Source organism: Nonomuraea fastidiosa, assembly GCF_042751225.1.
GTDB lineage: Bacteria > Actinomycetota > Actinomycetes > Streptosporangiales > Streptosporangiaceae > Nonomuraea > Nonomuraea fastidiosa.
Window position 1 is genome coordinate 3,970,253 of sequence record NZ_CP170570.1, and the last position, 24,378, is coordinate 3,994,630.

The 24,378-nt window shown below is 70.0% G+C and carries 22 protein-coding genes; 15 read left to right on the plus strand and 7 right to left on the minus strand.

Translation table 11 applies throughout. The annotated features are described in order from the left end of the window. Positions 1–207 precede the first annotated feature (207 nt). From ACFMQL_RS18400 to ACFMQL_RS18410, 3 genes are read left to right on the plus strand one after another with little or no spacing between them, the layout of a single operon-like run. Positions 208–1,758 carry a protein kinase gene (locus ACFMQL_RS18400; protein ID WP_378786214.1) on the plus strand — a complete coding sequence of 517 codons (1,551 nt, stop codon included), beginning with the start codon at positions 208–210 and terminating at the stop codon, positions 1,756–1,758. Next, entirely contained in the window at positions 1,725–2,435 is a 711-nt protein-coding gene (locus ACFMQL_RS18405; RefSeq protein ID WP_378786216.1) for a transporter substrate-binding domain-containing protein, read from the plus strand. The genes ACFMQL_RS18400 and ACFMQL_RS18405 overlap by 34 nt, the downstream gene beginning before the upstream one ends. 58 nt (positions 2,436–2,493) lie before the next feature. After that, positions 2,494–3,480 carry a malate dehydrogenase gene (locus tag ACFMQL_RS18410; RefSeq protein WP_364059618.1) on the plus strand — a complete coding sequence of 329 codons (987 nt, stop codon included), beginning with the start codon at positions 2,494–2,496 and terminating at the stop codon, positions 3,478–3,480. Between the two features lie 115 nt (positions 3,481–3,595). On the opposite strand, the gene ACFMQL_RS18415 is transcribed toward ACFMQL_RS18410, so the two are convergent. After that, a complete protein-coding gene (locus ACFMQL_RS18415) occupies positions 3,596–3,718 on the minus strand; it encodes a hypothetical protein (protein ID WP_364059621.1) in 123 nt (40 codons plus the stop codon). Positions 3,719–3,785: 67 nt separating this feature from the next. Further along, positions 3,786–4,733 carry a UDP-glucose 4-epimerase GalE gene (gene galE, locus ACFMQL_RS18420; RefSeq protein ID WP_364059624.1) on the minus strand — a complete coding sequence of 316 codons (948 nt, stop codon included), beginning with the start codon at positions 4,731–4,733 and terminating at the stop codon, positions 3,786–3,788. Between the two features lie 86 nt (positions 4,734–4,819). Here galE and ACFMQL_RS18425 point away from each other — a divergent pair, with 86 nt between their 5' ends. After that, positions 4,820–6,133 (plus strand): hemolysin family protein, encoded by a 1,314-nt coding sequence (locus ACFMQL_RS18425; RefSeq protein WP_364059627.1) that lies wholly within the window; start codon positions 4,820–4,822, stop codon positions 6,131–6,133. 14 nt (positions 6,134–6,147) lie between these two features. Next, a complete protein-coding gene (trpS, locus tag ACFMQL_RS18430) occupies positions 6,148–7,146 on the plus strand; it encodes a tryptophan--tRNA ligase (RefSeq protein ID WP_364059630.1) in 999 nt (332 codons plus the stop codon). A gap of 71 nt (positions 7,147–7,217) precedes the next feature. On the opposite strand, the gene ACFMQL_RS18435 is transcribed toward trpS, so the two are convergent. After that, a complete protein-coding gene (locus tag ACFMQL_RS18435; RefSeq protein WP_378786220.1) occupies positions 7,218–7,520 on the minus strand; it encodes a hypothetical protein in 303 nt (100 codons plus the stop codon). Positions 7,521–7,641: 121 nt separating this feature from the next. Then, entirely contained in the window at positions 7,642–8,832 is a 1,191-nt protein-coding gene (locus tag ACFMQL_RS18440) for a helix-turn-helix transcriptional regulator (RefSeq protein WP_364059636.1), read from the minus strand. A 279-nt stretch (positions 8,833–9,111) separates the two neighbouring features. Here ACFMQL_RS18440 and ACFMQL_RS18445 point away from each other — a divergent pair, with 279 nt between their 5' ends. Further along, positions 9,112–9,756: a YhjD/YihY/BrkB family envelope integrity protein gene (locus ACFMQL_RS18445; RefSeq protein WP_378786221.1), complete on the plus strand. Its 645-nt coding sequence runs from the start codon at positions 9,112–9,114 to the stop codon at positions 9,754–9,756. Further along, complete coding sequence (locus ACFMQL_RS18450) at positions 9,729–10,121, plus strand: YhjD/YihY/BrkB family envelope integrity protein (protein WP_378786222.1); 393 nt, start codon at positions 9,729–9,731, stop codon at positions 10,119–10,121. Before ACFMQL_RS18445 ends, ACFMQL_RS18450 begins: the two co-directional genes overlap by 28 nt. Here the strand turns inward: ACFMQL_RS18450 and ACFMQL_RS18455 are convergent. Beyond that, entirely contained in the window at positions 10,110–11,246 is a 1,137-nt protein-coding gene (locus ACFMQL_RS18455; protein WP_378786224.1) for a D-alanyl-D-alanine carboxypeptidase family protein, read from the minus strand. The genes ACFMQL_RS18450 and ACFMQL_RS18455 overlap by 12 nt on opposite strands. Positions 11,247–11,279: 33 nt before the next feature. Between ACFMQL_RS18455 and ACFMQL_RS18460 the strand changes: the two genes are divergently transcribed. Then, entirely contained in the window at positions 11,280–11,558 is a 279-nt protein-coding gene (locus ACFMQL_RS18460) for an SCO4848 family membrane protein (protein ID WP_378790176.1), read from the plus strand. On the opposite strand, the gene ACFMQL_RS18465 is transcribed toward ACFMQL_RS18460, so the two are convergent. After that, entirely contained in the window at positions 11,530–12,921 is a 1,392-nt protein-coding gene (locus ACFMQL_RS18465; RefSeq protein WP_364059648.1) for a peptide ligase PGM1-related protein, read from the minus strand. The genes ACFMQL_RS18460 and ACFMQL_RS18465 overlap by 29 nt on opposite strands. Positions 12,922–13,439: 518 nt before the next feature. Between ACFMQL_RS18465 and ACFMQL_RS18470 the strand changes: the two genes are divergently transcribed. Further along, positions 13,440–14,663 carry a M20 family metallopeptidase gene (locus ACFMQL_RS18470; RefSeq protein WP_364059651.1) on the plus strand — a complete coding sequence of 408 codons (1,224 nt, stop codon included), beginning with the start codon at positions 13,440–13,442 and terminating at the stop codon, positions 14,661–14,663. Positions 14,664–15,317: 654 nt separating this feature from the next. Here the strand turns inward: ACFMQL_RS18470 and ACFMQL_RS18475 are convergent. Beyond that, entirely contained in the window at positions 15,318–17,207 is a 1,890-nt protein-coding gene (locus ACFMQL_RS18475; protein ID WP_364059654.1) for a Xaa-Pro dipeptidyl-peptidase, read from the minus strand. A gap of 299 nt (positions 17,208–17,506) precedes the next feature. Here ACFMQL_RS18475 and ACFMQL_RS18480 point away from each other — a divergent pair, with 299 nt between their 5' ends. From ACFMQL_RS18480 to ACFMQL_RS18505, 6 genes are all read left to right on the plus strand, one after another. After that, complete coding sequence (locus ACFMQL_RS18480) at positions 17,507–18,574, plus strand: BMP family ABC transporter substrate-binding protein (RefSeq protein ID WP_364059657.1); 1,068 nt, start codon at positions 17,507–17,509, stop codon at positions 18,572–18,574. A gap of 90 nt (positions 18,575–18,664) precedes the next feature. Further along, positions 18,665–20,272, plus strand: coding sequence for an ABC transporter ATP-binding protein (locus ACFMQL_RS18485; RefSeq protein WP_378786227.1), 1,608 nt, complete (start codon positions 18,665–18,667; stop codon positions 20,270–20,272). Next, positions 20,272–21,414, plus strand: a complete 1,143-nt coding sequence (locus ACFMQL_RS18490; RefSeq protein WP_364059663.1) for an ABC transporter permease — start codon at positions 20,272–20,274, stop codon at positions 21,412–21,414. Before ACFMQL_RS18485 ends, ACFMQL_RS18490 begins: the two co-directional genes overlap by 1 nt. Beyond that, entirely contained in the window at positions 21,411–22,691 is a 1,281-nt protein-coding gene (locus ACFMQL_RS18495; protein WP_378786229.1) for an ABC transporter permease, read from the plus strand. The genes ACFMQL_RS18490 and ACFMQL_RS18495 overlap by 4 nt, the downstream gene beginning before the upstream one ends. Further along, entirely contained in the window at positions 22,688–23,083 is a 396-nt protein-coding gene (locus ACFMQL_RS18500; RefSeq protein WP_378786231.1) for a cytidine deaminase, read from the plus strand. The genes ACFMQL_RS18495 and ACFMQL_RS18500 overlap by 4 nt, the downstream gene beginning before the upstream one ends. Further along, on the plus strand, positions 23,083–24,360 hold the full coding sequence (locus ACFMQL_RS18505; RefSeq protein ID WP_378790177.1) for a thymidine phosphorylase: 1,278 nt from the start codon (positions 23,083–23,085) through the stop codon (positions 24,358–24,360). The genes ACFMQL_RS18500 and ACFMQL_RS18505 overlap by 1 nt, the downstream gene beginning before the upstream one ends. Positions 24,361–24,378 lie beyond the last annotated feature (18 nt).

Sequence of the window (24,378 nt, forward strand, 5' to 3'; positions counted from 1 at the left end):
GTACGGCCCTTCCGCCGTCCGCCGCGGCCCGTGCCCGGGCCGCGGCGGACGGCTTTTCGCGGCTTCACCCGTCCCGGCTCCCGGCAGTGCGCGCCGGGGCCGGAAAGAGGCGAACCCGTGACGTGCCTAAGCCTCAACCGATCCCTGAGAAGTTGCCGAGCGTCGTAAAGTTTGCGTCGATGGGTTCAGTACACGTGGGGATGACGAATGCCGCAGATCTCGCCGCTGGTCGCCGGCGATCCCACCGAGCTGGGGTCCTTCCGGCTGTCAGGACGGATCGGTGAGGGCGGGCAGGGCATCGTCTACCTGGGGGTCAACGGCCAGGGCGAGCGGGCCGCGATCAAGCTGCTGCACGTCAAGTTCAGCGGTGACCAGATCGCGCGCTCGCGCTTTGCGAGGGAGCTGAAGGCGGCGCAGCGGGTCGCGTCGTTCTGCACGGCCCGGGTGATCGAGGCCGACCTCGACGGCGACACGCCGTACATCGCGAGCGAGTACATCGACGGCCGGCCGCTGCGCGAGATCGTCGAGACCGACGGGCCGCTCACCGGCACCGTGCTCGACCGGCTGGCCATCGGCACGGCCACCGCGCTGACCGCCATCCACCACGCCTCGATCATCCACCGCGACTTCAAGCCCGACAACGTGCTGATCGCCGCCGACGGGCCGCGCGTGGTCGACTTCGGCATCGCCCGGATCATCGACTCCACCGGCACGATCACCAGCCGCGCCATCGGCACGCCCGCCTACATGGCGCCCGAGCAGATCGCCGGCGACGACATCGGGCCGTACACCGACGTGTTCTCGTGGGGCGCGACCATCGCGTTCGCCGCCACCGGGAAGGTGGCCTTCGAGGGCAAGTCGATCGCGGTCGTGCTCAACCGCATACTCAACCACGAAGTCGACGTCACCATGATGGACGAGCCGCTGCGCAGCGTGGTGCGCTCGGCGCTGGCGAAGAACCCCGCCGACCGGCCGTCCGCCGACCAGATCCTGCTGCGGCTGCTCGGCCAGTCCTCCTCGGCCAAGGGTGCCTCGACGGCGGTGCTGACCAAGGGCGCCGAGGTGGCGAGCGACGACACCACGCCGTTCCTGCGGGTGTCGGCGAAGTCGATCACCGACCGTCCGGGCGCGACGGGCGCGACGGGCGCGACCGGGGCGACCGGGGCGACGGGGGCGCAGTCTTCGTCCGGCTCTTCCGTCGTGCCGGGCGCGCGCACCGGCTCCCAGGTCGCGCAGAGCGGCCGTACCGGTGGGCAGGCGGTGTCCGGCACCCATTCCGGCACGTCAGCGCCTCAGACCGGTGCCCAGGCCCCGCAGAGCGGCACGTCAGCGCCTCCGGCGGGTGCCCGGACACCTCAGACCGGGGTCCCCCATGGCGGCACGCCGGTGCCGCACAGCGGCCCGCACGCCGTCGCGCCCACGGGGCTTCCCACGGCTCCCACCGCGGCCTCCGGGATTCAGCATCCGCCGACCGGCCCCGGGCACACCGGTGGCGTGGCGCCGCCGGACGGAGGTGCGGTGCCGTACGGGCCGGTCGAGCCCGCCGCGCCCGCCCGGCGTCGGCGGGCCCGGCTGTGGATCGCGGTGGTCACGGTGCTCGTGCTGCTCGCCGCCGCGGCGCTCGCCCTGTTAGCGAACGGCTGGAACCCGCTGGCCTTCGGTGAGCAGACCGACCCGACGCCGCCGCGCAAGGGGTCAGGGGGAAGACCAGATACACCTCGGTCGTGGACAAGGTGGCCGAGACCGGGAAGATCGTGATCGGTGTCAAGGGCGACCTTCCCGGTATCGGGCTGCAGAACGGCGACTCCTTCCAGGGCTTCGACGTCGATGTCGCCAAGCGCATCGCGGCGGAGCTGGGCGCGAGGCAGACGACGTTCGTCAGGGTCGGCCGCTTCGACCGCGCGTCCGCGCTGGCCGAGGGGCGGGTCGATCTCGTCGTGGCCACGTACTCGATCGACGACAGCGACACGCAGTTCGCCGGGCCGTACTACCTTGCGCACCAGGACGTCCTGGTGCGCAAGGGCGACATCGACGACATCGGCGACCTGAAGGGCAAGGCCATCTGCGCGCCCAACACCCCGTCGGTCGGCGTCGTCCAGGACCGCGTGCCGGTCAAGCCGGTCGCGGCCAGCGACTACGCCGCCTGCATGGACATGCTGCGCACCGGCCAGGTGGACGCGGTGCCCGGCGAGGACCTCATCCTGGCCGGGTTCGCGGCCCGCGAGAACATCCGCTACAAGGTCCTCGGACTCAAGCTCAGCAACGAGCGCTACGCGGTCGGCATCAAGAAGGGCGACGTCAAGACCTGCAAGGCCGTGTCCGGCATCATCGCCGACATGTACGCCAAGGGCGTCATCAAGCAGCTCCTGACCAGCTATTTCAGCAAGGTCGACTTCAACGAGGAGCTGAAGGTGCCCGCGATGGAAACCTGCTGATGACGAGCGGGTAACATCCCGAACGTCAATGAACCACGCAGCGAGTTAGGGGAAGGCCATGGCGTCGTCAGCCACTGAGCCCGTCAAGGTGACCGTTACCGGAGCCGCCGGCCAGATCGGCTACGCATTGCTGTTTCGCATCGCGTCCGGGCAGCTGCTCGGTGCCGACACGCCGGTGAAGCTGAGCCTGCTGGAGATCCCGGCGGCGGTGAAGGCTGCCGAGGGCACCGCGATGGAGCTGGACGACTGCGCGTTCCCGCTGCTGTCCGGCATCGAGATCACCGATGACCCCAATGTCGCCTTCGACGGTGCCAACATCGCGCTGCTTGTCGGTGCCATGCCGCGTAAGGCCGGCATGGAGCGCGGCGACCTGCTCGGCGCCAACGGCGGCATCTTCGGCCCGCAGGGCAAGGCGATCAACGACCACGCCGCCGACGACATCAAGGTCCTGGTCGTGGGCAACCCGGCCAACACCAACGCGCTCATCGCCCAGCAGCACGCTCCCGACGTGCCGGCCGAGCGCTTCACCGCGATGACCCGCCTCGACCACAACCGCGCGATCTCGCAGCTCGCGGCCAAGCTCCAGGTGCCGGTCACCGAGATCAAGCACATGACGATCTGGGGCAACCACTCCGCGACGCAGTACCCCGACCTGTTCCACGCCGAGGTCGGCGGCAAGACCGCGGCCGAGCTGGTCGAGGAGGAGTGGCTGCGCGACACGTTCATCCCGACCGTGGCCAAGCGCGGCGCGGCCATCATCGAGGCGCGCGGCGCGTCCTCTGCCGCCTCCGCCGCCAACGCCGCGATCGACCACGTCTACGACTGGGTCCACGGCACCGAGTGGACCTCGGCCGCCGTGGTGTCCGACGGCTCCTACGGCGTGCCGGAGGGCCTCATCTCGTCCTTCCCGGTGCGCGCGGTGGACGGCCGTTACGAGATCATCCAGGGCCTGGAGATCGACGCCTTCTCCCGCGAGCGCATCGACGCCAGCGTGCGCGAGCTGGAGGAGGAGCGCCGGGCGGTCAAGGAGCTCGGCCTCATCTGAGCAGCGTCCGGTTTCATCTGCGGCACGCGCGCCTTCCGCCTCGGCGGGGGCGCGCGTTCGCGTTCGAGCCGGTCGCGTGCGTGCCGGTCATGAAGGGCCGGTCATGAAGGGCCGGTCATGTAGGGCTCGCCTCGACGCACGGCACCGTGCCGGCGGCCGGTACGGGCTCCGGCGTGGCGATGACCACGCCGGCGGCGGTCAGGAGGCTGCCCACCACGACGAGGGCGACGAAGAGCACCCTCGTGACCCTTGGTGAAAAGCTCCTCACATTTCGGTATCACAGCACAGATCGCCCCCGCGAGGGGTCATTTCCGAGAAAGCGCTCCCCAGGCGTCGGCGACGATGTCGCGCAGCGCCGCCCGCTCGGCCTTCCACCCCAGCTCACGCTGGATTTTCGCGGACGATGCCACCAGCACGGCCGGGTCGCCGGGCCGCCGCTCGCCCACCACCGCGGGGATCTCGTGGCCGGTGACCTCGCGGCAGACGTCGATGACCTCCTGCACGGAGAAGCCGGTGCCGTTGCCCAGGTTGTAGATCTCGTGCCGGCCGGGCGTGACCGCGTCAAGCGCCAGCAGGTGGGCCCTGGCCAGGTCGGCGACGTGGATGTAGTCGCGGATGCAGGTGCCGTCGGGCGTGGGGTAGTCGGTGCCGAACACGCTCACCGACTCCCGCTCGCCGGTCGCGACCTTGAGCACGTTGGGGATGAGGTGGGTCTCGACCGCGTGCCGCTCGCGGTAGCGGCCGTAGGCGCCGGCCACGTTGAAGTAGCGCAGGCTCACCGCGCCCAGGCCGCGCTGCTCGGCGTACGCGGTGAGCGCGCTGTCCACGGCGAGCTTCGTCGCGCCGTACGGGTTGGTGGGCCGCGTGGGATCGGTCTCCTCGATGGGCGTGCGCTCGGGCTCGCCGTACGTGGCCGCCGTCGAGGAGAACACGATCCGGTGCACGTCGTGCTCCCGCATGGCGTCGAGCAGCGCCAGCGTGCCGCCCAGGTTGTTGGCCCAGTAGCGCTCGGGCTGCTGCACCGACTCGCCGACCAGCGACTTGGCGGCGAAGTGCAGCACCGCGTCAACGCCGTCGAGCGCCTGCCCGGCCTCGGCGATGTCGGCGCGGACGAACCGGGCGCCCTCGGGCACCGCGTCCTCGTGCCCGGTGGACAGGTCGTCGAGCACGGTCACCTCGTGCCCGGCCTCGATGAGCTGGGCCGCGACGACGCTGCCGATGTATCCGGCCCCTCCGGTGACCAGTAGCCTCATGTGTACCCCTGTGGAAATATGTTTGATTTTGTAAGGCTCGCGGTTCAGCATACGCCGGAAAGGCGGCGAGTACGCTGCCAACCACCATGTTTGACACCGTCGCGGCCAACATCGCCCTGGTCCTGCTCTTCATCCTGATCGGGGGCTTCTTCGCCGCCGCCGAGATCGCCATGGTGTCCCTGCGCGACAGCCAGGTCCGCAAGCTCTCCCAGCAGGGCAAGCGCGGTGAGCGGGTGGCCAAGCTGGCGCAGGACCCCAACAGGTTCCTGTCGGCCGTGCAGATCGGGGTGACCGTGGCCACCATGCTGTCGGCCGCGTTCGGTGCCGACCGGCTCGCCGCGCAGTTCGCGCCCGTCCTGGTGGGCTGGGGGGTGCCGGAGGCCGTGGCGGAGGTGCTTGCGCTGGTGCTGGTGACGCTGGCGATCTCGTACGTCTCCCTGGTCCTCGGCGAGCTGGCCCCCAAGCGCCTCGCGCTGCAGCGCACCGAGGGGCTCTCGCTCTTCGTCGCCCCGTTCCTCGACCGCATCGCCTCGCTGTCGCGCCCGGTCATCTGGATGCTGTCGAAGTCCACCGACCTCGTGGTCCGGCTGCTCGGCGGCAACCCGGCGGCCGACAGGGAGGAGGTCACCACCGAGGAGCTGCGCGACATGGTGGTGGGACACACCGACCTCACCGCCGACGAGCGCAAGCTCATCGTCGAGGTCTTCGCCGCCGGCAAACGGCAGCTCAGGGAGGTGATGCTGCCGCGTACGGAGGTGGAGTTCATGGACGCCGACACGCCGCTGAACGAGGCCGCCCGCCTGGCCGCGACGCTGCCGCACTCCCGGTTCCCCGTCTACCGCGAGTCGTACGACGAGGTGGTGGGCTTCGTCCACGTACGCGATCTGCTGGATCCCGGGCTGATCGGGCGCACCGAGCCGATCAGCGCCGTGGTGCCGATCAGGCCGGTCAAGTTCGTGCCCGCGTCCAAGCGCCTGCTCACCACGCTCAACGAGATGCGCGACGAGGGCCAGCACCTCGCGATCGTGGTGGACGAGTACGGCGGCACGGCCGGCATCGTCACCATGGAGGACCTGGTCGAGGAGCTGATCGGCGACATCAGGGACGAGTACGACATCGAGGAGGAGGTCGTCGTCCTGCCCGCCGGTGAGATCGAGATCGACGGCCTGACGAACCTCAACGACTTCGCCACCGAGACCGGCATCCGCCTGCCGGACGGCCCGTACGAGACGCTGGCCGGCTTCGTCATGGCCATGCTCGGCCACATGCCGGAGATTGGGGAGCGCGTGGAGTTCTCCGGCTTCGAGCTGATCGTGACCGAGCTCGACGGCCGCAGGATCGCTCGCGTCAGAGTGAAACGCCGACCGCCCGCCGAGTCGGCACCCGAGCAGGATTCCTGACACAATTGCCTGCTATGGCCAGACCTCGTGTACTCTCCGGCATCCAGCCCACAGCGGACTCATTCCACCTGGGCAACTACCTGGGTGCTCTCCGTCAGTGGGTCACGTTGCAGGAGACCCACGACGCGTTCTACTGCGTGGTCGATCTCCACGCGATCACGGTGCCGACCGAGCCCGCCGCGCTGCGCCGCCGCACCCGCGTGGCCGCCGCCCAGCTCTTCGCCGCCGGTCTCGACCCCGAGCAGTCCACGGTTTTCGTGCAGTCGCACGTACGCGAGCACACCGAGCTGGCGTGGATCCTGATCTGCCTCACCGGCATGGGCGAGGCCGGCAGGATGACGCAGTTCAAGGACAAGGCGGCCAAGTTCGGCGAGAGCGCGGCCAGCGTGGGTCTGTTCACCTACCCGATCCTGCAGGCCGCCGACATCCTGCTCTACCAGGCCGACCGGGTGCCGGTGGGCGCCGACCAGAAGCAGCACCTCGAGCTGACCCGCGACCTCGCGCAGCGCTTCAACCACCGCTTCGGCGAGACGTTCACGCTGCCCGAGCCGCACATCCTGAAGGAGGTCGAGAAGATCACCGACCTCCAGGACCCGACCTCGAAGATGTCGAAGTCGTCCTCCAGCCCCGCGGGCATCCTCGACGTGCTGGAGCAGCCGGGACCGCTGCGCAAGAAGGTCATGCGCGCGGTCACCGACACCGGCTCCGAGGTGCTCTTCGACGAGGAGAACAAGCCGGGCATCTCCAACCTGCTGCGCATCCAGTCCGCGCTGACCGGCACGCCCATCCCCGAGCTGGTGGCCCGCTACGAGGGCCAGGGCTACGGCACGTTCAAGAAGGACGTCGCCGAGGCGGTGGTCGAGACGTTCACGCCGATCAGGGAGCGCACGGAGAAGCTGCTCGCCGACGAGAAGGAGCTCGACCGGCTGCTCGCGATCGGCGCCGAGCGCGCGTCGGCGGTGGCCAAGCAGACCATGGAGCAGGTGCGCGACCGCGTCGGCTTCCTGGTCTGACAGTCCTGCCCTGACAGACTGCTCTGCGGTTTCGATGGCCCGGCCCGCTTGAGACGCGGCCGGGCCCTCGGTCAAACGCGCGGGCGCTCGCTGTCGCGGCGGGCCCCTTCGAGACGGGCCCCTTCGAGACGGGCGCCGTCATGGCGGGTGCTGTCATGGCGGGTGCTGTCAGGACGGGTGCTGTCGTGCCGGACGGCCCGGTGCAGGCGCAGGATGGCGCGCAGGGCGGCCAGGCTGGGCCTGCGCAGGCGGGTCTGGTCGCGAGTGGCGGTCCAGCCCGAGCGGTCGCGTTCGAACGACCATCCAGGAAACTCCCGCGCGGCCTCCTGGAGCAGGTGGTCCATGACGAAATCGGCACTCGGCGCTCTGGTCATGGGACGCAGCGTGGCATCTCGGCGGCTGACGGTGACGAACTCGGGGTAAAGATCTCCGCGTTCGCAGGGACCGAACTGAGAGTTCGGGCCGGCTGGTCGATCCGGCGGGGTTCGCGGGGGTTCAGACGGTGATGTCGTGCCGCTCGGCCAGGTGGCGCACCTCGGGAGCCCATGACGGGCGGGCCCGCCGCGCCAGCGACCTGACCATCTCCCGCAGCAACAGCTTGTGATCGAGCTCCTCGGGGCTCTCCCGCTCGATGCGCAGCAGGTGGAGCAGGCTGGCCGCGTCGTCGCCGAGGTCCTCGCAGGCGCGCGCGACCTGGGCGAGGTGGGCGGTGCGCCGCTCGATGGACGGCGTGCGGCGCAGGTCGATGTCGTCGGCGATGCGCAGCACGTTCTCGGGGCGGCCGACGTCGTTCTCGATGCTGGCCATGTGGATGGCGACGTTCGTGGGGCCGAAGAAGGCGAGGTCGTAGCAGTCGGAGGAGTCGTCCACGCGCTCGGCCAGCCGGGCGGCGGTGCCGCGCAGGCGCTCCTTGGCGGCCTCGTCGTCGCCCCTGCGGGCCTCGCCGATGGCGGCGAGCAGGTGGAGCGCGCCCAGCGCCTTCAGGTGCCGCTCGTCGCCGTCGGGGACGTGCGGTTCGAGGAGTTCGAGCCCGCGCCTGGCCACGTCGTAGGCGATCTGGTGCATGTCGTCCGACAGCATCGACTGGCCGAGGCTCCAGTACGCCCACGCGGTCATCAGCGGGTCCTCCGACTCCTCGGCGAAGCGCATGGCCCGGTCGGCGGCGAGGTGCGCGAGATCCACCCTGCGCAGGTGCTTGAGCACGCCCCTGGCCAGCAGGTACGCGTCCGTCGCCGCCGCGCAGGCCCGCGGCGTGCGCTCCAGCGCCACGCTCTCGGCGTCGGTGACCAGCGACGGCAGCGCGGACATGAGGATCGAGTAGCGGCGCGTGGAGGTGAACCAGGCGTTGCGCGCGGCGGCCACCCGTTCTGAGAGCTGCTCGGCGTCGGGCGGCTCGATGTCGGGCCGCTGCGAGCGGCTGGTGAACAGGGCCCGCTCGATGTCGCCGATCTGCGGCCTGCTGGGCTCGTGCGAGTCGCGCGGCGCCTCGCCGAGCAGCACCGCCGTACGGACGCCGAGCACCTTGGCGATCTCTCTGAGCAGGGGGAGCGACGGGGTGCGCTTGCCGTGCTCGATCAGCTCGATGTGCCTGGGAGTGCAGCCGGACTGCGTCGCCAGCGCGGTGGTGCTCATTCCCCTTCGCTCGCGCTGGAGCCTGACCATGTGCCCGGTGCTGATTTCGGCCATGGGCGTGACGCCTCCTGGGTCGGTCGGAACACAGCACAGGCTAGGGCGCGCGAAGTCCGCACGTCCTGGTTTCCGCCCTGCTCAGAGCACATATGACGGGCGCGGAAACGTGTGAAACGCTCGCGTTCTCCGGTCGGCGGTGGCGGTCGCGGGGCGTGCCGTGCAGCCTGCTGGGCAGGTGCTTCACCACGAGGTGGCGGCGGCCGTCGCCGCCCTGGCGGACAGCGCCCGCGCGGTGGTCGGATGATCACCGCCCCGGGCCCGGGGTAAGAGGGTGTGATGGCGAGTCTGGCGGAGCGCGTGGCGGCGGCGAAGGCGTGGGGACGCGGCAGGCTGACCGACTGGCGGGTGCGCAGGCCCGCGCTCGACCACCTCATCAGGGCCGTGCAGCGCTACCAGCTCCAGTCGGGCGACCGGCTGGCGGGCGCGGTGACGTACTTCGCGTTCCTGTCGTTCTTCCCGCTGGTGGCGCTCTCGTACGCGGTGCTCGGCTACGTGGTGGCGGCCAGCGAGACCGCCAAGGCGGCCCTGACCAAGGCCATCGAGGAGCGCCTTCCCGGCATCTCCAGCCAGCTCGACCTGGCCGCCATCGCCACGGCCAAGGAGACCGCCGGCATCATCGGCCTGCTCGGCCTGCTCTACGCCGGACTCGGCGCCATGGACGCGCTGCGCGGCGCACTGCGCGAGATGTACATGACCACCGTGCCGCCGCTCGGCTTCTTCCTCGGCAAGCTGCGCGACCTGGCCTCGCTGCTGCTGATCGGGGTGACGGCGATCTCGTCCGTGCTGGTCGCCGGGTTCGCCACCACGGCCACGACCAACGTCATACGCCTGCTGTTCGGCTCCGAGTCCGAGCTCGCCGCCTTCGGCCTCCGCACGGCGGCGGTGGGGCCGGCGTGGGCGCCGACTGGCTGCTGTTCGTGATCCTGCTGGGCTGGGTGGCGCGTACGGACCAGCCGTTCCGCGTGATCGCCAAGGGGGCGCTGCTCGGCGCTATCGGGTTCGGGGTGCTCAAGCAGATCGCGACGCTGCTGCTCGCGAACACGCTGGGCAACTCCGCGCTGTACGGCGTCTTCGCCGTCATCGTGGGCCTGCTGGTCTGGATCAACTTCTCGGCCAGGCTCGTGCTGTTCGTGGCCGCGTGGACGGCCACGGCGGGTTTCGGCCCGCCACCCGCCCCCTCCCCGATCCCCGCCGCCGAGCAGACGAGCCGGGCCAGGGAGGAGGCGCGGGAAGCCGAGCAGGCGGCCCTGGGGAGGGTGGAGCGGGAGCGCGCGTCAGAGACCTGAACGTGAGCGCTTGCGGCGGATGCCGAAGCCCAGCCAGAGCAGCCCGAACAGCAGCCCGCCGCCGATCACGATCGAGCCGACCAATCTGGTGGAGTCGGTCTGCTTGGAGGCGGCGGTGTCGAGCAGCGGCGGCTGCGCGGCCGGCGTGACGGACGCGGCGCCCGACGGTGCCGCCGACGGCGTGGCCTTGGCGGCCTGCGGCCCGGCGAGCGCGTTCGCGGGCAGCGGGTCCACCAGCTTGCCGACCGGGGTGGCCTTACCGCGTACGGCGAAGCCCCAGTCCAGCAGCTTGGCCACCTCGTCCCAGAAGAAGCCCTCGTGCCGCATGATGCTCACCACGATCGTGTGGCCGCCCCGGGTGGCCGCGCCGACGAAGCTCGCCCGTGCCTTCGACGTCCAGCCGTTCTTGACGCCGATCATGCCGTCGTAGCGCCACAGCAGCTTGTTGTGGTTGCTGATCTCGTAATAACCCTTGGGCGCCGGGAACTTGGCGGTCTTGGTGCTGATGTAGCGGCGGAAGTCGGGGTTGGCCAGGCCCGCGCGGGCGATCAGCGCGAGGTCGTAGGCCGAGCTGCTCTGCCCCTTCTCGTCCAGCCCGCTGGGCGTCTTGGCCACCGTGTCGTACGCCTGCAGGCGCTTGGCCTCGGCGTTCATGTCGGCCATGGTCTTGGCCACGCCGCCGTTCGTCTCCGCCAGCGCCATGGCGGCGTCGTTGCCCGACGCCATCATCAGCGCCCTGAACAGGTCCTCGACCTTGTACGTCGCCTTCGGCGACAGGCCGACCGCGCTGCCCTCCTGGTTGCAGGCGTTCCTGCTGGGCCGGATCTTGCGGTTCTTGTCCAGCTTGGGGATCAGCGTGAGCGCGGTCAGCGTCTTGAGCGTGCTGGCCGGCAGGTAGCGCCCGTGGGCGTCCTTGGCCGCGAGCACGTCGCCCGTGTCGGCGTCCGCGATGACGTACGAAGTAGCCTTGCTTTTGGGCGGCTTCTTGACGCCTGCGGGGGCGACCAGGCCGCGGCTGCCCAGCGCCTCGCCGCCGATCGGCGTCGTCGGTTCCGCGTGCGCGGTCCCGCCGGTGAGCGCGACCGAGGCGATGAGTGCCGTGACCGGCACGAGTTTCGTCCACATGGCGGGTCTCAGCGTAGCTCCGTGTTAGTGCACATGTGGCGACACATCCCCCGAAGATCCACGTTCGATGCTAGAGAGGCACATGTGTCACGAAAGATCGCCGGATTCCTCATCATCCTAGGCGCATTCATGATCTTCGAGTGGGTGAACCTCGGGTTTAACTTGGCCGACGGCCACCCCACCGCCTTCTACGTGGTGCACGGGGTACTGATCGTGGTGAACGTCGTGCTCGGCGTCGTCCTCGGGGTGATCGGCTGGCGCGCGTGGCGCGGCTCGGGAGAGGTCAGAGGCCGCACAGGAGACGGCGGGTGAGCGCGTGCAGCTCGTCGGCCTCCTCGCGGGAGTCGCCGATCGAGGTGAAGCCCAGCTTGCCGTGCTCGGGCAGCGCCCCGAGCAGATGGAACACATTTCCGGTACGCCGCTGGGCGTCGAAGCCGATGCCCAGCCGTTCGGCGGTCCGCATCACCTCACCCGGCGTGCGGCCGCGCAGGCAGACCGACGAGCAGTTGTCGGTCGCGGTGTAGTACTTGGGCTGGTCACCGGCCATGAGGTGGCCGGTGTCCGGGTCGTACGTGGCGCCGGTCGTCAGCACGGCGGCCCCGTACGGGTGCGTGGTGCCGCCGATGCGCAGGTTGATCTCGCACAGCAGCGCCGCGTACCCGGCGTCGCCCTTGAGCGCGAAGAAGTCCATGCCGAACAGCCCCACCACGCCGCGCTCGGCGAGCACCTGCGCGATGCGGGAGGCGGACGCGCCCACCTCGGCGCGGTACTCCGGCGCGGCGGGGAACGTGCAGCCCTGGTAGACGTGCCCGTTGGGGCCGCCGAGCACCTGGTCGTGGGTGGCCAGCACCCGGGCCTGACCGCCGGGCGTGATGCCGGCCAGCGCGCTGGGGTAGTACATCGGCCGGTGCTCGATGAACTCCTCCACCACCGCGCCCCGCTCCCGGATCTTCGCGGTGAAGCTCTCCCAGTCCTCGCCGTCGGCCGAGAAGCTGATCAGCGACCGGTCGGACCTCGTGACGATGGCGTTGCCCAGCCCCGAGTAGCCGTCGTTGAGCTTGACGATCACCCGCTCGCCCGGCAGGGCCTCGATCGCCTCCTCGATCTGCGAGACCGTCCGCACGTCGCCGAAGCCGCGGGCCATCGGCACCCCCGCCTCGTGGCCCACCTCTCTGGCGCCGCTCTTGGAGCCGTAGTAGGAGAGCGCCGTGGCGGGTCCGTAAAGGGGCACGCCGAGCAGCGAGGCCAGCTCCTCCTCCAGCTCGCTCAGCACGAACGGCACCAGCCAAGCGTCCCCGTCGATCGCCGCGCGCAGCTGCTCGATCACGTCGGGACGGTCGAGCACGCCCCTGGTCAACGGCTGGGACCAGGGATCGTCGAGGGTGATCAGCGTCAGACGCTTGGCCGCGTCATCCGGATCGGGCAGGAAGCCGAAGTAGTAGTCGATGATGTCGGGATCGACGGGTGCGGAGGACAGATAGACCACTTTGACCCCGGGCTCCCGGAGCGTCAGCAGCAGGAACAGCAGGCGCTCCTCGTAGGACCTGGCCGCCGTGATCCGGCGGAGCTCGTCCTGCGGAAGGGAGAGCGAGGGTACGACCACCAGGGTCCCCTCGCCCGGCTCGAAGATGCTCAACCCGGCATACTTCTCCCCGAACGGGATTTTAGTGATCATATAGCGAGTGAAACACGCAATCCTCCCAAAAGCAGCAACCGCCGAAGACTGATGACCATGACGGAAGGTGACAGGATTCGTAATCGCTGACCACGTTTGAACTGGCAGCATCGGGTCACGATCTACTGATCCCTTGTGACTATTTCAGGATCAGTCGCCTCCGTACGGAACGTGACAACCTGCGATTTCGGACGTGCTCCAAGCCAACTTTTGGGGAGTCTGTCGGTCCGGAGTCGCGTGAGGGCGATAAAGTCGAAGCTATCGCCATCAGGCTTCACGGCCGACCGCCGTGTTCCTGGCTGCGGCTACGGCTGCTCGCGAACATGCAACGCGGGGCCGTGCGCCTGACGATGTGACGCCGACTTTTGGGCGGGGCGATCTTGTGACCGCCGCACCCGGCCGCTGTTCAACCAGGTGGTGGCCGCCGCGGCGATGGAGAGGTTCTTTTGGAGCGCATGAAGCCATGCATCGCCTAGCACTTTCCGGGCAGTGCATGGCATAGGACGGGACGGTGACATATGCGGGGACGTGAGCTTCGAGGAGAGCTCGACGCGTTCCTGGCGGAGACCGAGCAGGATCTCGTGGCATTCCGCCGCGACCTCCACATGCACCCGGAGCTGGCCTTCGCCGAATATCGCACGACGCAGCGGATCGCCGAGCGGCTCACCGCCGCCGGGCTCAAGCCCTCCGTACTTCCCAAGGGCAGCGGGCTGATCTGCGACGTCGGCAGCGGCGACGGTCCCACCATCGCCCTGCGCGCCGATATCGACGCCCTGCCCCTGCAGGACGAGAAGGACGTGCCCTACCGCTCCACCGTGGCCGGCGCCTGCCACGCCTGCGGCCACGACGTGCACACCACCGTCCTGCTCGGCACCTCGCTCTTCCTGGCCCAGCAGGCCGCCGCCGGGTTGCTGCCCGGCCGCGTACGCCTGATCTTCCAGCCCGCCGAGGAGCTGCCCGGCGGCGCGCTCGAAGTCATGGCCCACGGCGGCATCAGCGGCGTCGACCGCATCTTCGGTCTCCACTGCGACCCGCGCGTCGACGCCGGTCAGCTCGGCATCAGGACCGGCCCCATCACCTCCGCCTGCGACAAGATCGCCGTGCGCGTGTCCGGGCCCGGCGGCCACACCGCCCGCCCGCACCTGACCGCCGACCTCGTCTTCGCGCTGGCCAAGATCCTCACCGAGCTGCCCGCCGCGCTGTCGCGTCGCGTCGACCCGCGCTCCTCGCTCAGCCTCGTCTGGGGCAAGGTCGTCGCCGGGTCCGCGGCCAACGCCATCCCCGACGACGGCGTGGCCGAGGGCACCGTACGCTGCCTCGACGAGGACGCCTGGCACGCCGCGCCCGACCTGATCAAGTCGCTGCTGGAGTCCGTCGCCGGGGCCTACGGCGTTGAGGCCACGCTCGACTACACCCGCGGTGTGCCGCCCGTGGTCAACGACGAGCTCAGCGTCGAGATGATGTCCGCCGCGGCCGAGCAGGCCCTGGGCTCCGGCGCCGTCGTCCCGACCCAGCAGTCGCTCGGCGGCGAGGACTTCGGCTGGTACCTCGAGTCGATCCCCGGCGCCTTCGCCCGCCTCGGCACCCGCTCGCCCGGCGGGGTGACGTACGACATCCACCAGGGGACCTTCGACGTGGACGAGAAGGCGATCGCCGCCGGGGTGCGCGTGATGGCCACCACGGCGCTGACCTCGCTGTGGGAGGTCGGCCCGATCGACTCCATCACCAACGCCATGGCCTGACCCGGGCTCGGCCTTGTGCACGGGGGCGCTGACCTCCCGCCGTCTTGAGGACCCTCGCCGCATTTCGGCGAGGGTCCTTTCGCTTGCAGGGGGACGTCGCACTCCGGGACGCGCCGAGCCCTCGCCGGGGTCCCCGCCCGGCCTCTGACCTCGAAGGGGGCTTCGCCGCACTTCTGCGAGGTCCCCGGCTCAACCCTCAAAAAGGGCCTCGCCGTGGTGCGGCGGGGTCCGTGCTTCGACTTCCGAAGGGCGTTGCCGTGGTGCGGCGGGGTCCGTGCTTCGACTTCCGAAGGGCGTTGCCGTGGTGCGGCGGGGTCCGTGCCCCGACCTCCGAAGGGCCTCGCCGGAGTTGTGGCGGGGTTTGCGGTCCGACCTCCGAGTGACCTTGCCGTGGTGCGGCGGGGTCTTTGGTGCGGAGGGAGGGTGTCGCGCTCGCGCCGTGTGCGAGGGGCTTCGGCGCACGTCGGCGCGGGGCCTTCTGGCGCGGGGCCGTCTGGCGCGGGGCGCGCTGCGGCGCCCGTTCGGCTGCGCAGGTTCCCGCTGTGCTGCGGGCCTCGCCCGGCATCGTTGCACGCCGCCGGAGGGCCCCTCTCCAACCCCCAGAAGGGACCTCGCCGTAGTTCGGTGAGGTCCCTTCGGTGCGGAGGGAGAGGGCTACGGGAGGCGGCCGAGGGTTACGGGGAGGTTGAGGGTGGAGCGGGACGGGGAGACGGTGATCTTGGTGCCCGGCGGATAGCGGAGGGTGTAGTCGTAGTCGGTCGAGATGATGACCAGGCCCAGGCGGTGACCCTTCTTGAAGAGGTAGTCCGTGGGCTGGAAGTCCCAGGTGAAGTCGTACTCCTTGCCGGGCCGCAGCGGCTCGGTACGGTCGGCGCGGTGGCGGTTGCGGACGTCGAGCCAGCCCCGCGTCACGATCTTGTACGGCGTGCTCGCCGTCCCGAGGTTCCGCAGCACGGTGCAGCCGGTGTCACCGGGCACCCCCTGGCCGTAGCAGTACTGCTCGCCCGTCGAGACGAGGGTGCCGTTCGGGCGGACGTCGGTGCCGTAGTCCACGAGCAGCGCCGTCAGGTACGGCGAGGCACCGTCCCTGAAGGACGCGCGCACCTTCACGGTCGGCGTACCGGAGATCCGGACGTCGGTCGGCAGCGCGGGGGTGGTGTAGGCGAGCCGGTTCGGGTCGCGGCCGGTGGCCTCGACGAGCTGCTCGGCTGTCCTGACCTTCTGATCCACGAACGTCTCCTTGCGCGCACCGGGCCGGGGCAGCAGCCCGAGGGAGGAGCCGGGCCCGGGGCGCAGGGGCACGGTGACGGTGCCGGGCAGCGGCCACGAGCGGTGCCGCTCCCACTGGCCGGCCGCGATCTCGACGTCGGCCTGCGGCTCGCGCATGATGCCGGAGTCGATGCCGTGCAGCCAGTGGTCGAACCAGCCGTGGAGCTGGCGCAGCCATTCGGCGGTGCGGAAGTTGAACGGGCTCATGTGGGTGCCCTGGTGCAGCCAGATCTTGCGCGGCACCCGCTGCTTGGCCAGCGCGTACCACCACTGGGCGAACTGCTTGGTCTTGACGTTCCAGTCGTTGAGCCCGTGCACGACGAAGACGCTGGCCTTCACCTTGCGCACGTCGTTGAGGTAGTTGCGGGCGTCCCAGAAGGGGCTGTAGTCGCCGGTGATCCGGTCCTGCTTGGCGGCGATCTCGTCGATGACGGCGCCGCACGCCTCCTGACCGTTCTCCCTGGTCAGTACGTACTTGGCGAGCACGTCGAGGTCCTCGCCCTGGAAGCCGCCGGGTGCGAGGACGCCGCCGTTGGCGCGGTAGTAGTCGTACCAGCTGGAGATGGCGGCGATCGGGACGATCGTCTCGAGCCCTTCGACGCCGGTGGCGGCGACGGCGTTGGGCAGGGTGCCGTTGTACGAGACGCCGATCATGCCGACCTTGCCGGTGGACCAGGTGGCGTGGACGGGGTCGCCGTCGGCGTCGAACCCCTTGGCGCGGCCGTTGAGCCAGTCGATGGCGGCCTTGGGGCCCGCGGTCTCGTTGCGGTCGCCGGAGGTGGGGCAGCCGGTGGCGCGGGCGCTGCCGACGTTCTCGACGAGGGCGATGGCGTAGCCGCGGGGCAGGAAGTAGTTGTCGTAGTAGCCGTCGAAGGGCCCGGCGTCCTGGCGGGACTTGAGCGTCATCAGCGCGGGCAGCGGGTTGCCGTGCTCGTCGACGTCCACGGGGTGGTTGGCGACGTCGTTGCCGGGCGCGTAGTACGGGCTCGCCTCCATGATGACCGGGACCTTGAGTCCCTGCTCGGTCTCCTTGGGGCGCAGGATGTCGACGGCGACCCGGTCAGGCTTGCCGTCGTTGTCGCTGTCGGTGCCCTCGACCTCGACGAACACCGTCTGCCTGACGGCGTCCGCCCGGGAGAAGACGGGCTGCGTCGCGTTGTTCTCGACCTTGATGGCGGGGGTGTCGGCCGAGGCGGGCGCGGTGCCGGTGAGATTGGTCACGAGTAACGCGGCCAGCGGCACGGCGAGCCTCCAGCGGGCCTTGCGAGGATGCATGCGGGCTCCGATGAGAGTGTTCGACCTTCGCTGGGAATCTCCGTCACGATGAGCCCTTGGGGCAAGGGGGAAACGAGGGGCGAAGTTGGGAGAAAGTTTCCGGATGTCGTACCGTGTGCCTGCTTCGTGCCTGATTCAGGTGCCAGGTCACGGACGCGAGTGATGTCGATAACGGAGCGGTTGCGACCCTGTGCGACGGTTTGGTGGTCCCTGGTCAAGCAACTATCTTCCGTGCAGGTGCCGCGCGTTTCTTCGCGCCTGCGATGAGATCCGGCGGCGGGGAAATGGAAGGAGTCGCCTTGCTCGGCAAGCGATTCAGCAAGCTGATGCTCGGTTCGGTGGCGGGCGTCATGCTCATGGCAGCCGCCGCGTGTGGCGGCGGCGGTGGTGACACCACGGCCGGTCAGGAGCCGACGGGGGCCGCGAGCTCGGAGGCGGGCGGTGGCTCGCTGAAGGTGGGTCTCGCGTTCGACGTCGGTGGGCGTGGTGACAAGTCCTTCAACGACGCGGCATACGCCGGTCTGGAGAAGGCCAAGGCGGAGCTGGGTGCGGAGATCAAGGAGCTGAGCCCGTCCGCCGACGGTTCCAACCGCGGTGACCTGCTGCGCCAGCTCGCGGACGCGGGCTACAACCCCATCATCGGTGTCGGCTTCGCCTACGCCGAGGACGTCAAGAAGGCGGCCGAGGAGTACCCCGACATCCAGTTCGCGATCGTCGACTCGGCCTCGAACGCCCCCAACGTGACCGGCCTGCTGTTCGCCGAGGAGCAGGGCTCCTACCTGGCGGGCGTCGCCGCGGCGACCAAGTCGGAGACCGGCCACGTCGGCTTCGTCGGCGGTGTCGAGTCCGACCTGATCAAGAAGTTCGAGGCTGGCTTCGTGGCCGGCGTGAAGTCGGTCAAGTCGGACGCCAAGATCGACATTCGTTACCTCACCCCCGACGGTGACTTCAGCGGCTTCAAGGCCCCCGACAAGGGCAAGGTCGCGGCCGAGAAGATGTACCAGGACGGCGCGGACATCGTCTACCACGCCGCCGGCGACTCCGGTCTCGGCGTGTTCCAGGCGGCCGCCGCGGCCGGCAAGAAGGCCATCGGCGTCGACTCCGACCAGCGCGAGACGGTCAAGGAGCCGGAGCTGCAGTCGGTGATCATGACCTCGATGCTCAAGCGCGTCGATGTCAGCGTGTTCGAGTTCATCAAGGCCTTCCAGGGCGGCGCCAAGGGCGGCACGAACGTGACGTACGACCTCAAGGTCGACGGCGTCGGCCTGTCCACCACGGGCGGCGAGATCGACGACATCAAGGACAAGCTCGACGCTGCCAAGAAGGACATCGTCGACGGCAAGATCACGGTTCCTGCCAAGCCGTAATCGGGGTTGGACGTGAACAACTGAGGGCCCGGAGTCCGTACACTTCGGGCCTTCTGTCTATGCGCCCCACCCGCTTCTAGGAGAGGCGAAATGAGTGCTGACACCCTGGCCACGGCGCGACCCGCCGTAGAGCTGGAGGGCATCACCAAGCGTTTCCCCGGTGTCGTCGCGAACCACGACATCTGCATCACCGTCCAGCCCGGTACGGTGCACGCCATCGTCGGGGAGAACGGCGCGGGCAAATCCACCCTGATGAAGATCCTCTACGGCATGCAGAAGCCGGACGAGGGCACGATCAAGATCAACGGCACGGAGGTCAGCTTCCGCACGCCGAGTGACGCGATCGAGGTCGGGATCGGCATGGTGCACCAGCACTTCATGCTCGCCGACAACTTCACGGTGCTGGAGAACATCGTCCTCGGCGCCGAGCCGAAGCGGGCGGGACGGCTCGACACCGCATCGGCCCGCAGGCGCATCATCGAGCTGGCCGAAACCCACGGCCTGCGGGTGGACCCCGACAAGCTGGTGGAGGACCTCGGCGTCGGCGACCGCCAGCGCGTCGAGATCCTCAAAGTGCTCTACCGCGGAGCCCGCATCCTCATCCTCGACGAGCCGACCGCCGTGCTCGTGCCGCAGGAGGTGGACGAGCTCTTCCAGAACCTGCGCGAGCTGAAGGCCGAGGGCCTGACGGTCATCTTCATCTCGCACAAGCTCGACGAGGTGCTCGGCATCGCCGACGCCATCACCGTCATCCGGCGCGGCACCACCGTGGCCAGCGTCGATCCCCGCGAGGTCACCGCGCGGCAGCTCGCCGAGCTGATGGTGGGCAGCGAGCTGCCCACGGCCGAGACCCGCGACTCCACCGTCACCGACACCGTCGCGCTCCAGGTCTCCCACCTGACCGTGGAGGCCGACGGGCACCACCCGCCGCCCAAGGGCGTCGGCTTCGCCGGTTACGCCGCCAGGCTGCGCGAGGAGGGCAAGCGGCTGCTGCTGGACGACGTCACGTTCCAGGTGCGCAAGGGCGAGATCCTGGGCATCGCCGGCGTCGAGGGCAACGGCCAGTCCGAGCTGATCGAGGCCATCATGGGCATCCGCCCGGCGCACGGCCTGGTGGAGCTTGACGGCCGCGACATCAGCCACTGGTCCACGCTCAAGCGGCGCGAGGCCGGCATCGGCTACATCCCCGAGGACCGCCACCGCCAGGGCCTGCTCCTGGAGGCGTCGCTGTGGGAGAACCGCGTGCTCGGCCACCAGACCAGGAAGCCCGCCAGGCGCGGCATCTGGGTGGACAGGAAGGCGTCCAAGGCCGACACCCAGCGCATCATCGAGGCGTACGACGTGCGCACCCCGAGCGTGGAGACCCTGGCCCTGGCCCTGTCCGGCGGCAACCAGCAGAAGCTGATCGTGGGCCGTGAGATGAGCGGCGACCCCGCCTTCCTCATCGCCGCACACCCCACGCGCGGCGTCGACGTCGGCGCGCAGGCCGCGATCTGGGACCACCTGCGCAACGCCCGCGCCAACGGGCTCGCCGTGCTGCTCATCTCCGCCGACCTCGACGAGCTGATCGGCCTGTCCGACTGCATCCAGGTCATCTACCGCGGCCGGCTCGTGGCCGCGCTCGACCCCTGCGAGATCACGCCCGAACAGCTGGGCGGTTACATGACCGGCGCCATCGCCGGAAACGAGGAGAAGTGATGCCCGCCGGGCTCAACCGGGCACTGCTCACCGTCGTCGGCGCCGCCGTGGCCGTCGTCCTGGCGATCGCCGTCTGCAGCGTGGCCATCGTCGTCGCGGGCGGCAGCCCGATCGACGCGCTGGCCGCCTTCTTCGACTTCGGAGAGAGCGCGCGTGCCCAGTCCAACTCCGTCGCCACTCTCCTGAACCGGGCCGTGCCGCTGTTCATCGCCGGTCTCGCGGTCGCCGTCGGCTTCCGCATGAACCTGTTCAACATCGGCGTCGAGGGCCAGTACCGCATCGCCGCCATCTGCGCGGCGTTCGTGGGCTCCACGTTCACCGCGCCCGCCCCCATCCAGATCACGGTCATCATCCTGGTGGCGGCCGCGGTCGGCGGCCTGTACGCGCTGATCCCCGCCGTCATGAAGGTGACCAGGGGCGTGAACGAGGTCATCTCCACGATCATGCTCAACTACATCGCGATCGCGCTGTCGGCGTACCTGCTGCGCGAGCCGTTCGCGGGCGAGCGGGCGGAGGGCCAGCTCAACACGACCACGCCGCCGCTGCCGGAGTCCGGCATGTTCCCCGATCTGAACTTCGTCTTCGAGTGGTTCGGCATGCTGCCGCCCACCCGCAACGGCGGTCTGTGGGGCTTCCTGCTGGTCGCCGTCGTGCTCGGCGTGGTGATCTGGGTGGTGCTCGAACGCACCAGGTTCGGCTTCAACATCAAGGCCAGCGGCCTGAACGGCCCGGCCGCGCTCGCCTCCGGCGTCAACCCCAAGACGATGATCATCGCCGCCATGATGCTGTCCGGCGGCATCGCGGGTCTCATCGGCCTGCCCGAGATCCTCGGCGACCGCGGCGCCTACACCAACAACTTCACCGCCGGGCTGGGCTTCCTCGGCATCGCGGTGGCGCTGCTCGGCCGCAACAAGCCCGTCGGCATCGCGTTCGCCGCCCTGCTGTTCGCCTTCCTCGACCGGGCGCAGGGCGCGCTCCAGTTCGCCGACATCCCCGCCTCCGTCGTCACCATCATCCAGGGCGCGATCGTGCTGCTGGTCGTCGTGGCCAACGAGGTGACGAACCGGATCGCGCTCAGAATCGAAGAACGGCGAGCCGCCCAGCAGCTCGGCAGGAACACCCCCGTTGAGGTGGCAGCATGACCAAGGTCCGCAAGTACCACCTCGCGCTGATCGCCGTCGCCGGGCTCATCCTGGTGGTGTCGCTGGTCCGCGTGCTGACGGGCTTCGACGACCTCACCTCGTCCGGCACCGTCGGCGCCGCGCTGATCCTCGCCGTGCCGATCGCCCTGGCCGGTCTCGGCGGCCTGTGGGCCGAGCGGGCCGGCGTGGTCAACATCGGCCTCGAAGGCATGATGGTGCTCGGCACCTGGTTCGCCGGCTGGGCCGGATACCAGTGGGGCCCGTGGGCGGCGCTGGTCGCCGGGCTGATCGGCGGCGCGCTCGGCGGTCTGCTGCACGCCGTCGCGACCGTGACGTTCGGCGTCGACCACATCATCAGCGGCGTCGCCATCAACCTGCTCGGCCCCGGCATCACCCGCTTCCTGTCGGAGGTGCTTTACAAGGAGGGCACACCGGCCGCCGAGGCGGGCGCGGGCATCACCAGCTCGCCCGCGGTCAGCGGGGACACGCCCACGATCAGCCTGCCGCTGCTGTCCTCGGGGCCCGACCTGCTCGGCAAGCTGGAGAGCACCCACTGGTTCCTGGTCGCCGACATCGCCGGCGTGCTGCGCGGGCTCACCCACGAGATGAACCTGCTCGTGGTGCTGGCCGTGCTGCTGCTGCCGCTGACGTTCTTCGTGCTCTGGCACACCGCGTTCGGCCTGCGGCTGCGCTCGGCCGGTGAGAACCCGTGGGCGGCCGAGTCGCTCGGCGTCAACGTCTACCGGATCAAGTACATCGCCGTGGTGATCTCCGGCGCCTTCGCCGGGCTCGGCGGCGTGTTCCTGGTCTTCGTCTCCGACAAGTACGTCGAGGGCCAGACCCAGGGCCGCGGCTTCATCGGCCTCGCCGCCATGATTTTCGGCAACTGGCGGCCGGGCGGCCTGGCCGCGGGCTCGGCCCTGTTCGGCTACGCCAACGGCCTGCAGCTGCGCAGCGCGCAGACCGTCAACACGTTCTTCCTGTTCGGCGCGGTGCTGCTGCTGGTCTACATCGCCCTGCAGATCCGCCGCATGACCGCGCCCGACCGGCCCGCCGAGCTGGCCGCGCCGGGGGTCAGGCAGTATGTGCTGATGGCTCTGGCCGTCGTGGGCGCAGCCGTGCTGTTCTGGCTCTGGCTGGTCATCGACCAGCTGCCGAACGACTTCGTCTTCATCACGCCACACGTGCTCACGCTGCTCGTGCTCCTGGTCGCCTCGCAGCGGCTGCGGATGCCCAAGGCGGACGGCGTGAGCTATCGCCGGGGGGAACAACATTGAGCATCGACTGGGACCGCCTGCGCGAGGAGGCCGCCGAAGCCATGCGGCACGCCTACGCGCCGTACTCGAAATTCCCTGTGGGAGCGGCGGCGCTGGTGGACGACGGCCGCGTCGTCACCGGGTGCAACGTCGAGAACGCCTCCTACGGGGTCGGCCTGTGCGCCGAATGCGGCCTGGTGTCGGAGCTGCAGCGCTCGGGCAGCGGCAGGCTGGTCGCCTTCACCTGCGTGGACGGCCACGGCGAGCTGCTGATGCCGTGCGGGCGCTGCCGCCAGCTGCTGTACGAGTTCGGCGGTGATGACCTGCTGGTCGAGACCGAGGACGGGCCCAAGCGCATGGCCGAGATCCTGCCGTACGCGTTCGGGCCCCAGGACCTCAGCAGGAGCTCATGATGGACGCCATCGAGGTCATCCGCGCCAAGCGGGACCGGCGCGAGCTGACCACGGCGCAGATCGACTGGGTCATCGACGCGTACACGCGCGGCGAGGTGGCAGACGAGCAGATGTCGGCCCTGGCCATGGCGATCCTGCTGAACGGCATGGACCGGCGCGAGATCGCCGACTGGACCCTGGCCATGATCCGCTCGGGCGAGCGCATGGACTGGTCCTCGCTCGACCGGCCGACCGCCGACAAGCACTCGACCGGCGGGGTCGGCGACAAGATCACGCTGCCGCTCGCGCCGCTGGTCGCGGCCTGCGGGGCGTACGTGCCGCAGCTCTCCGGGCGCGGGCTCGGGCACACCGGCGGCACCCTCGACAAGCTGGAGTCGATCCCCGGCTGGCGGGCCTCGCTGTCCAACGCCGAGATGCTGGACGTGCTGCGCACGGCCGGCGCGGTCGTGTGCGCCGCCGGGTCCGGTCTCGCGCCCGCCGACAAGAAGCTGTACGCGCTGCGCGACGTCACCGGCACCGTCGAGTCGATCCCGCTCATCGCCTCGTCGATCATGTCGAAGAAGATCGCCGAGGGGACCGGGTCGCTCGTCCTCGACGTCAAGGTCGGCTCGGGGGCGTTCATGAAGACCGTGCCCGACGCCAGGGAGCTGGCCGAGACCATGGTCGCGCTCGGCACCGACGCGGGCGTGCGCACGGTGGCCCTGCTCACCGCCATGGACCGGCCGCTCGGGCTGGCCGTGGGCAACGCCCTGGAGGTCGCCGAGTCCATCGAGGTGCTGTCGGGCGGCGGTCCCGCGGACGTGGTCGAGCTCACCGTACGGCTGGCCCGCGAGATGCTGGAGGCCGCCGGCATCACCGGGGCCAAGGACCCGGCCAAGGCGCTGGCGGACGGCTCGGCCATGGACGTCTGGCGGCGGATGATCTCCGCTCAGGGCGGCGACCCCGACGCGCCGCTGCCCAGGGCGGCCGAGACCATGACGGTCGAGGCGCCCGGCTCCGGCGTGCTGACCAGGCTCGACGCCTATGCGGTCGGCCTGGCCGCCTGGCGGCTCGGCGCGGGCCGGGCGCGCAAGGAGGACCCGGTGTCGGCGGGCGCGGGCGTCGTGCTGCACGCCAAGCCCGGTGACGAGGTGCGGGCCGGGCAGCCGCTCATGACGCTGCACGCCGACGAGGCTCAGCGCTTCGAGCGCGCGCTGGAAGCCTTGGAGGGCGCGTACGAGGTGGGTGAGGCCGCCGAGGAGCGGCTGCCGCTCATCATCGACCGCATCACCCCCTGACGCGCGCAAAGGCAGCCG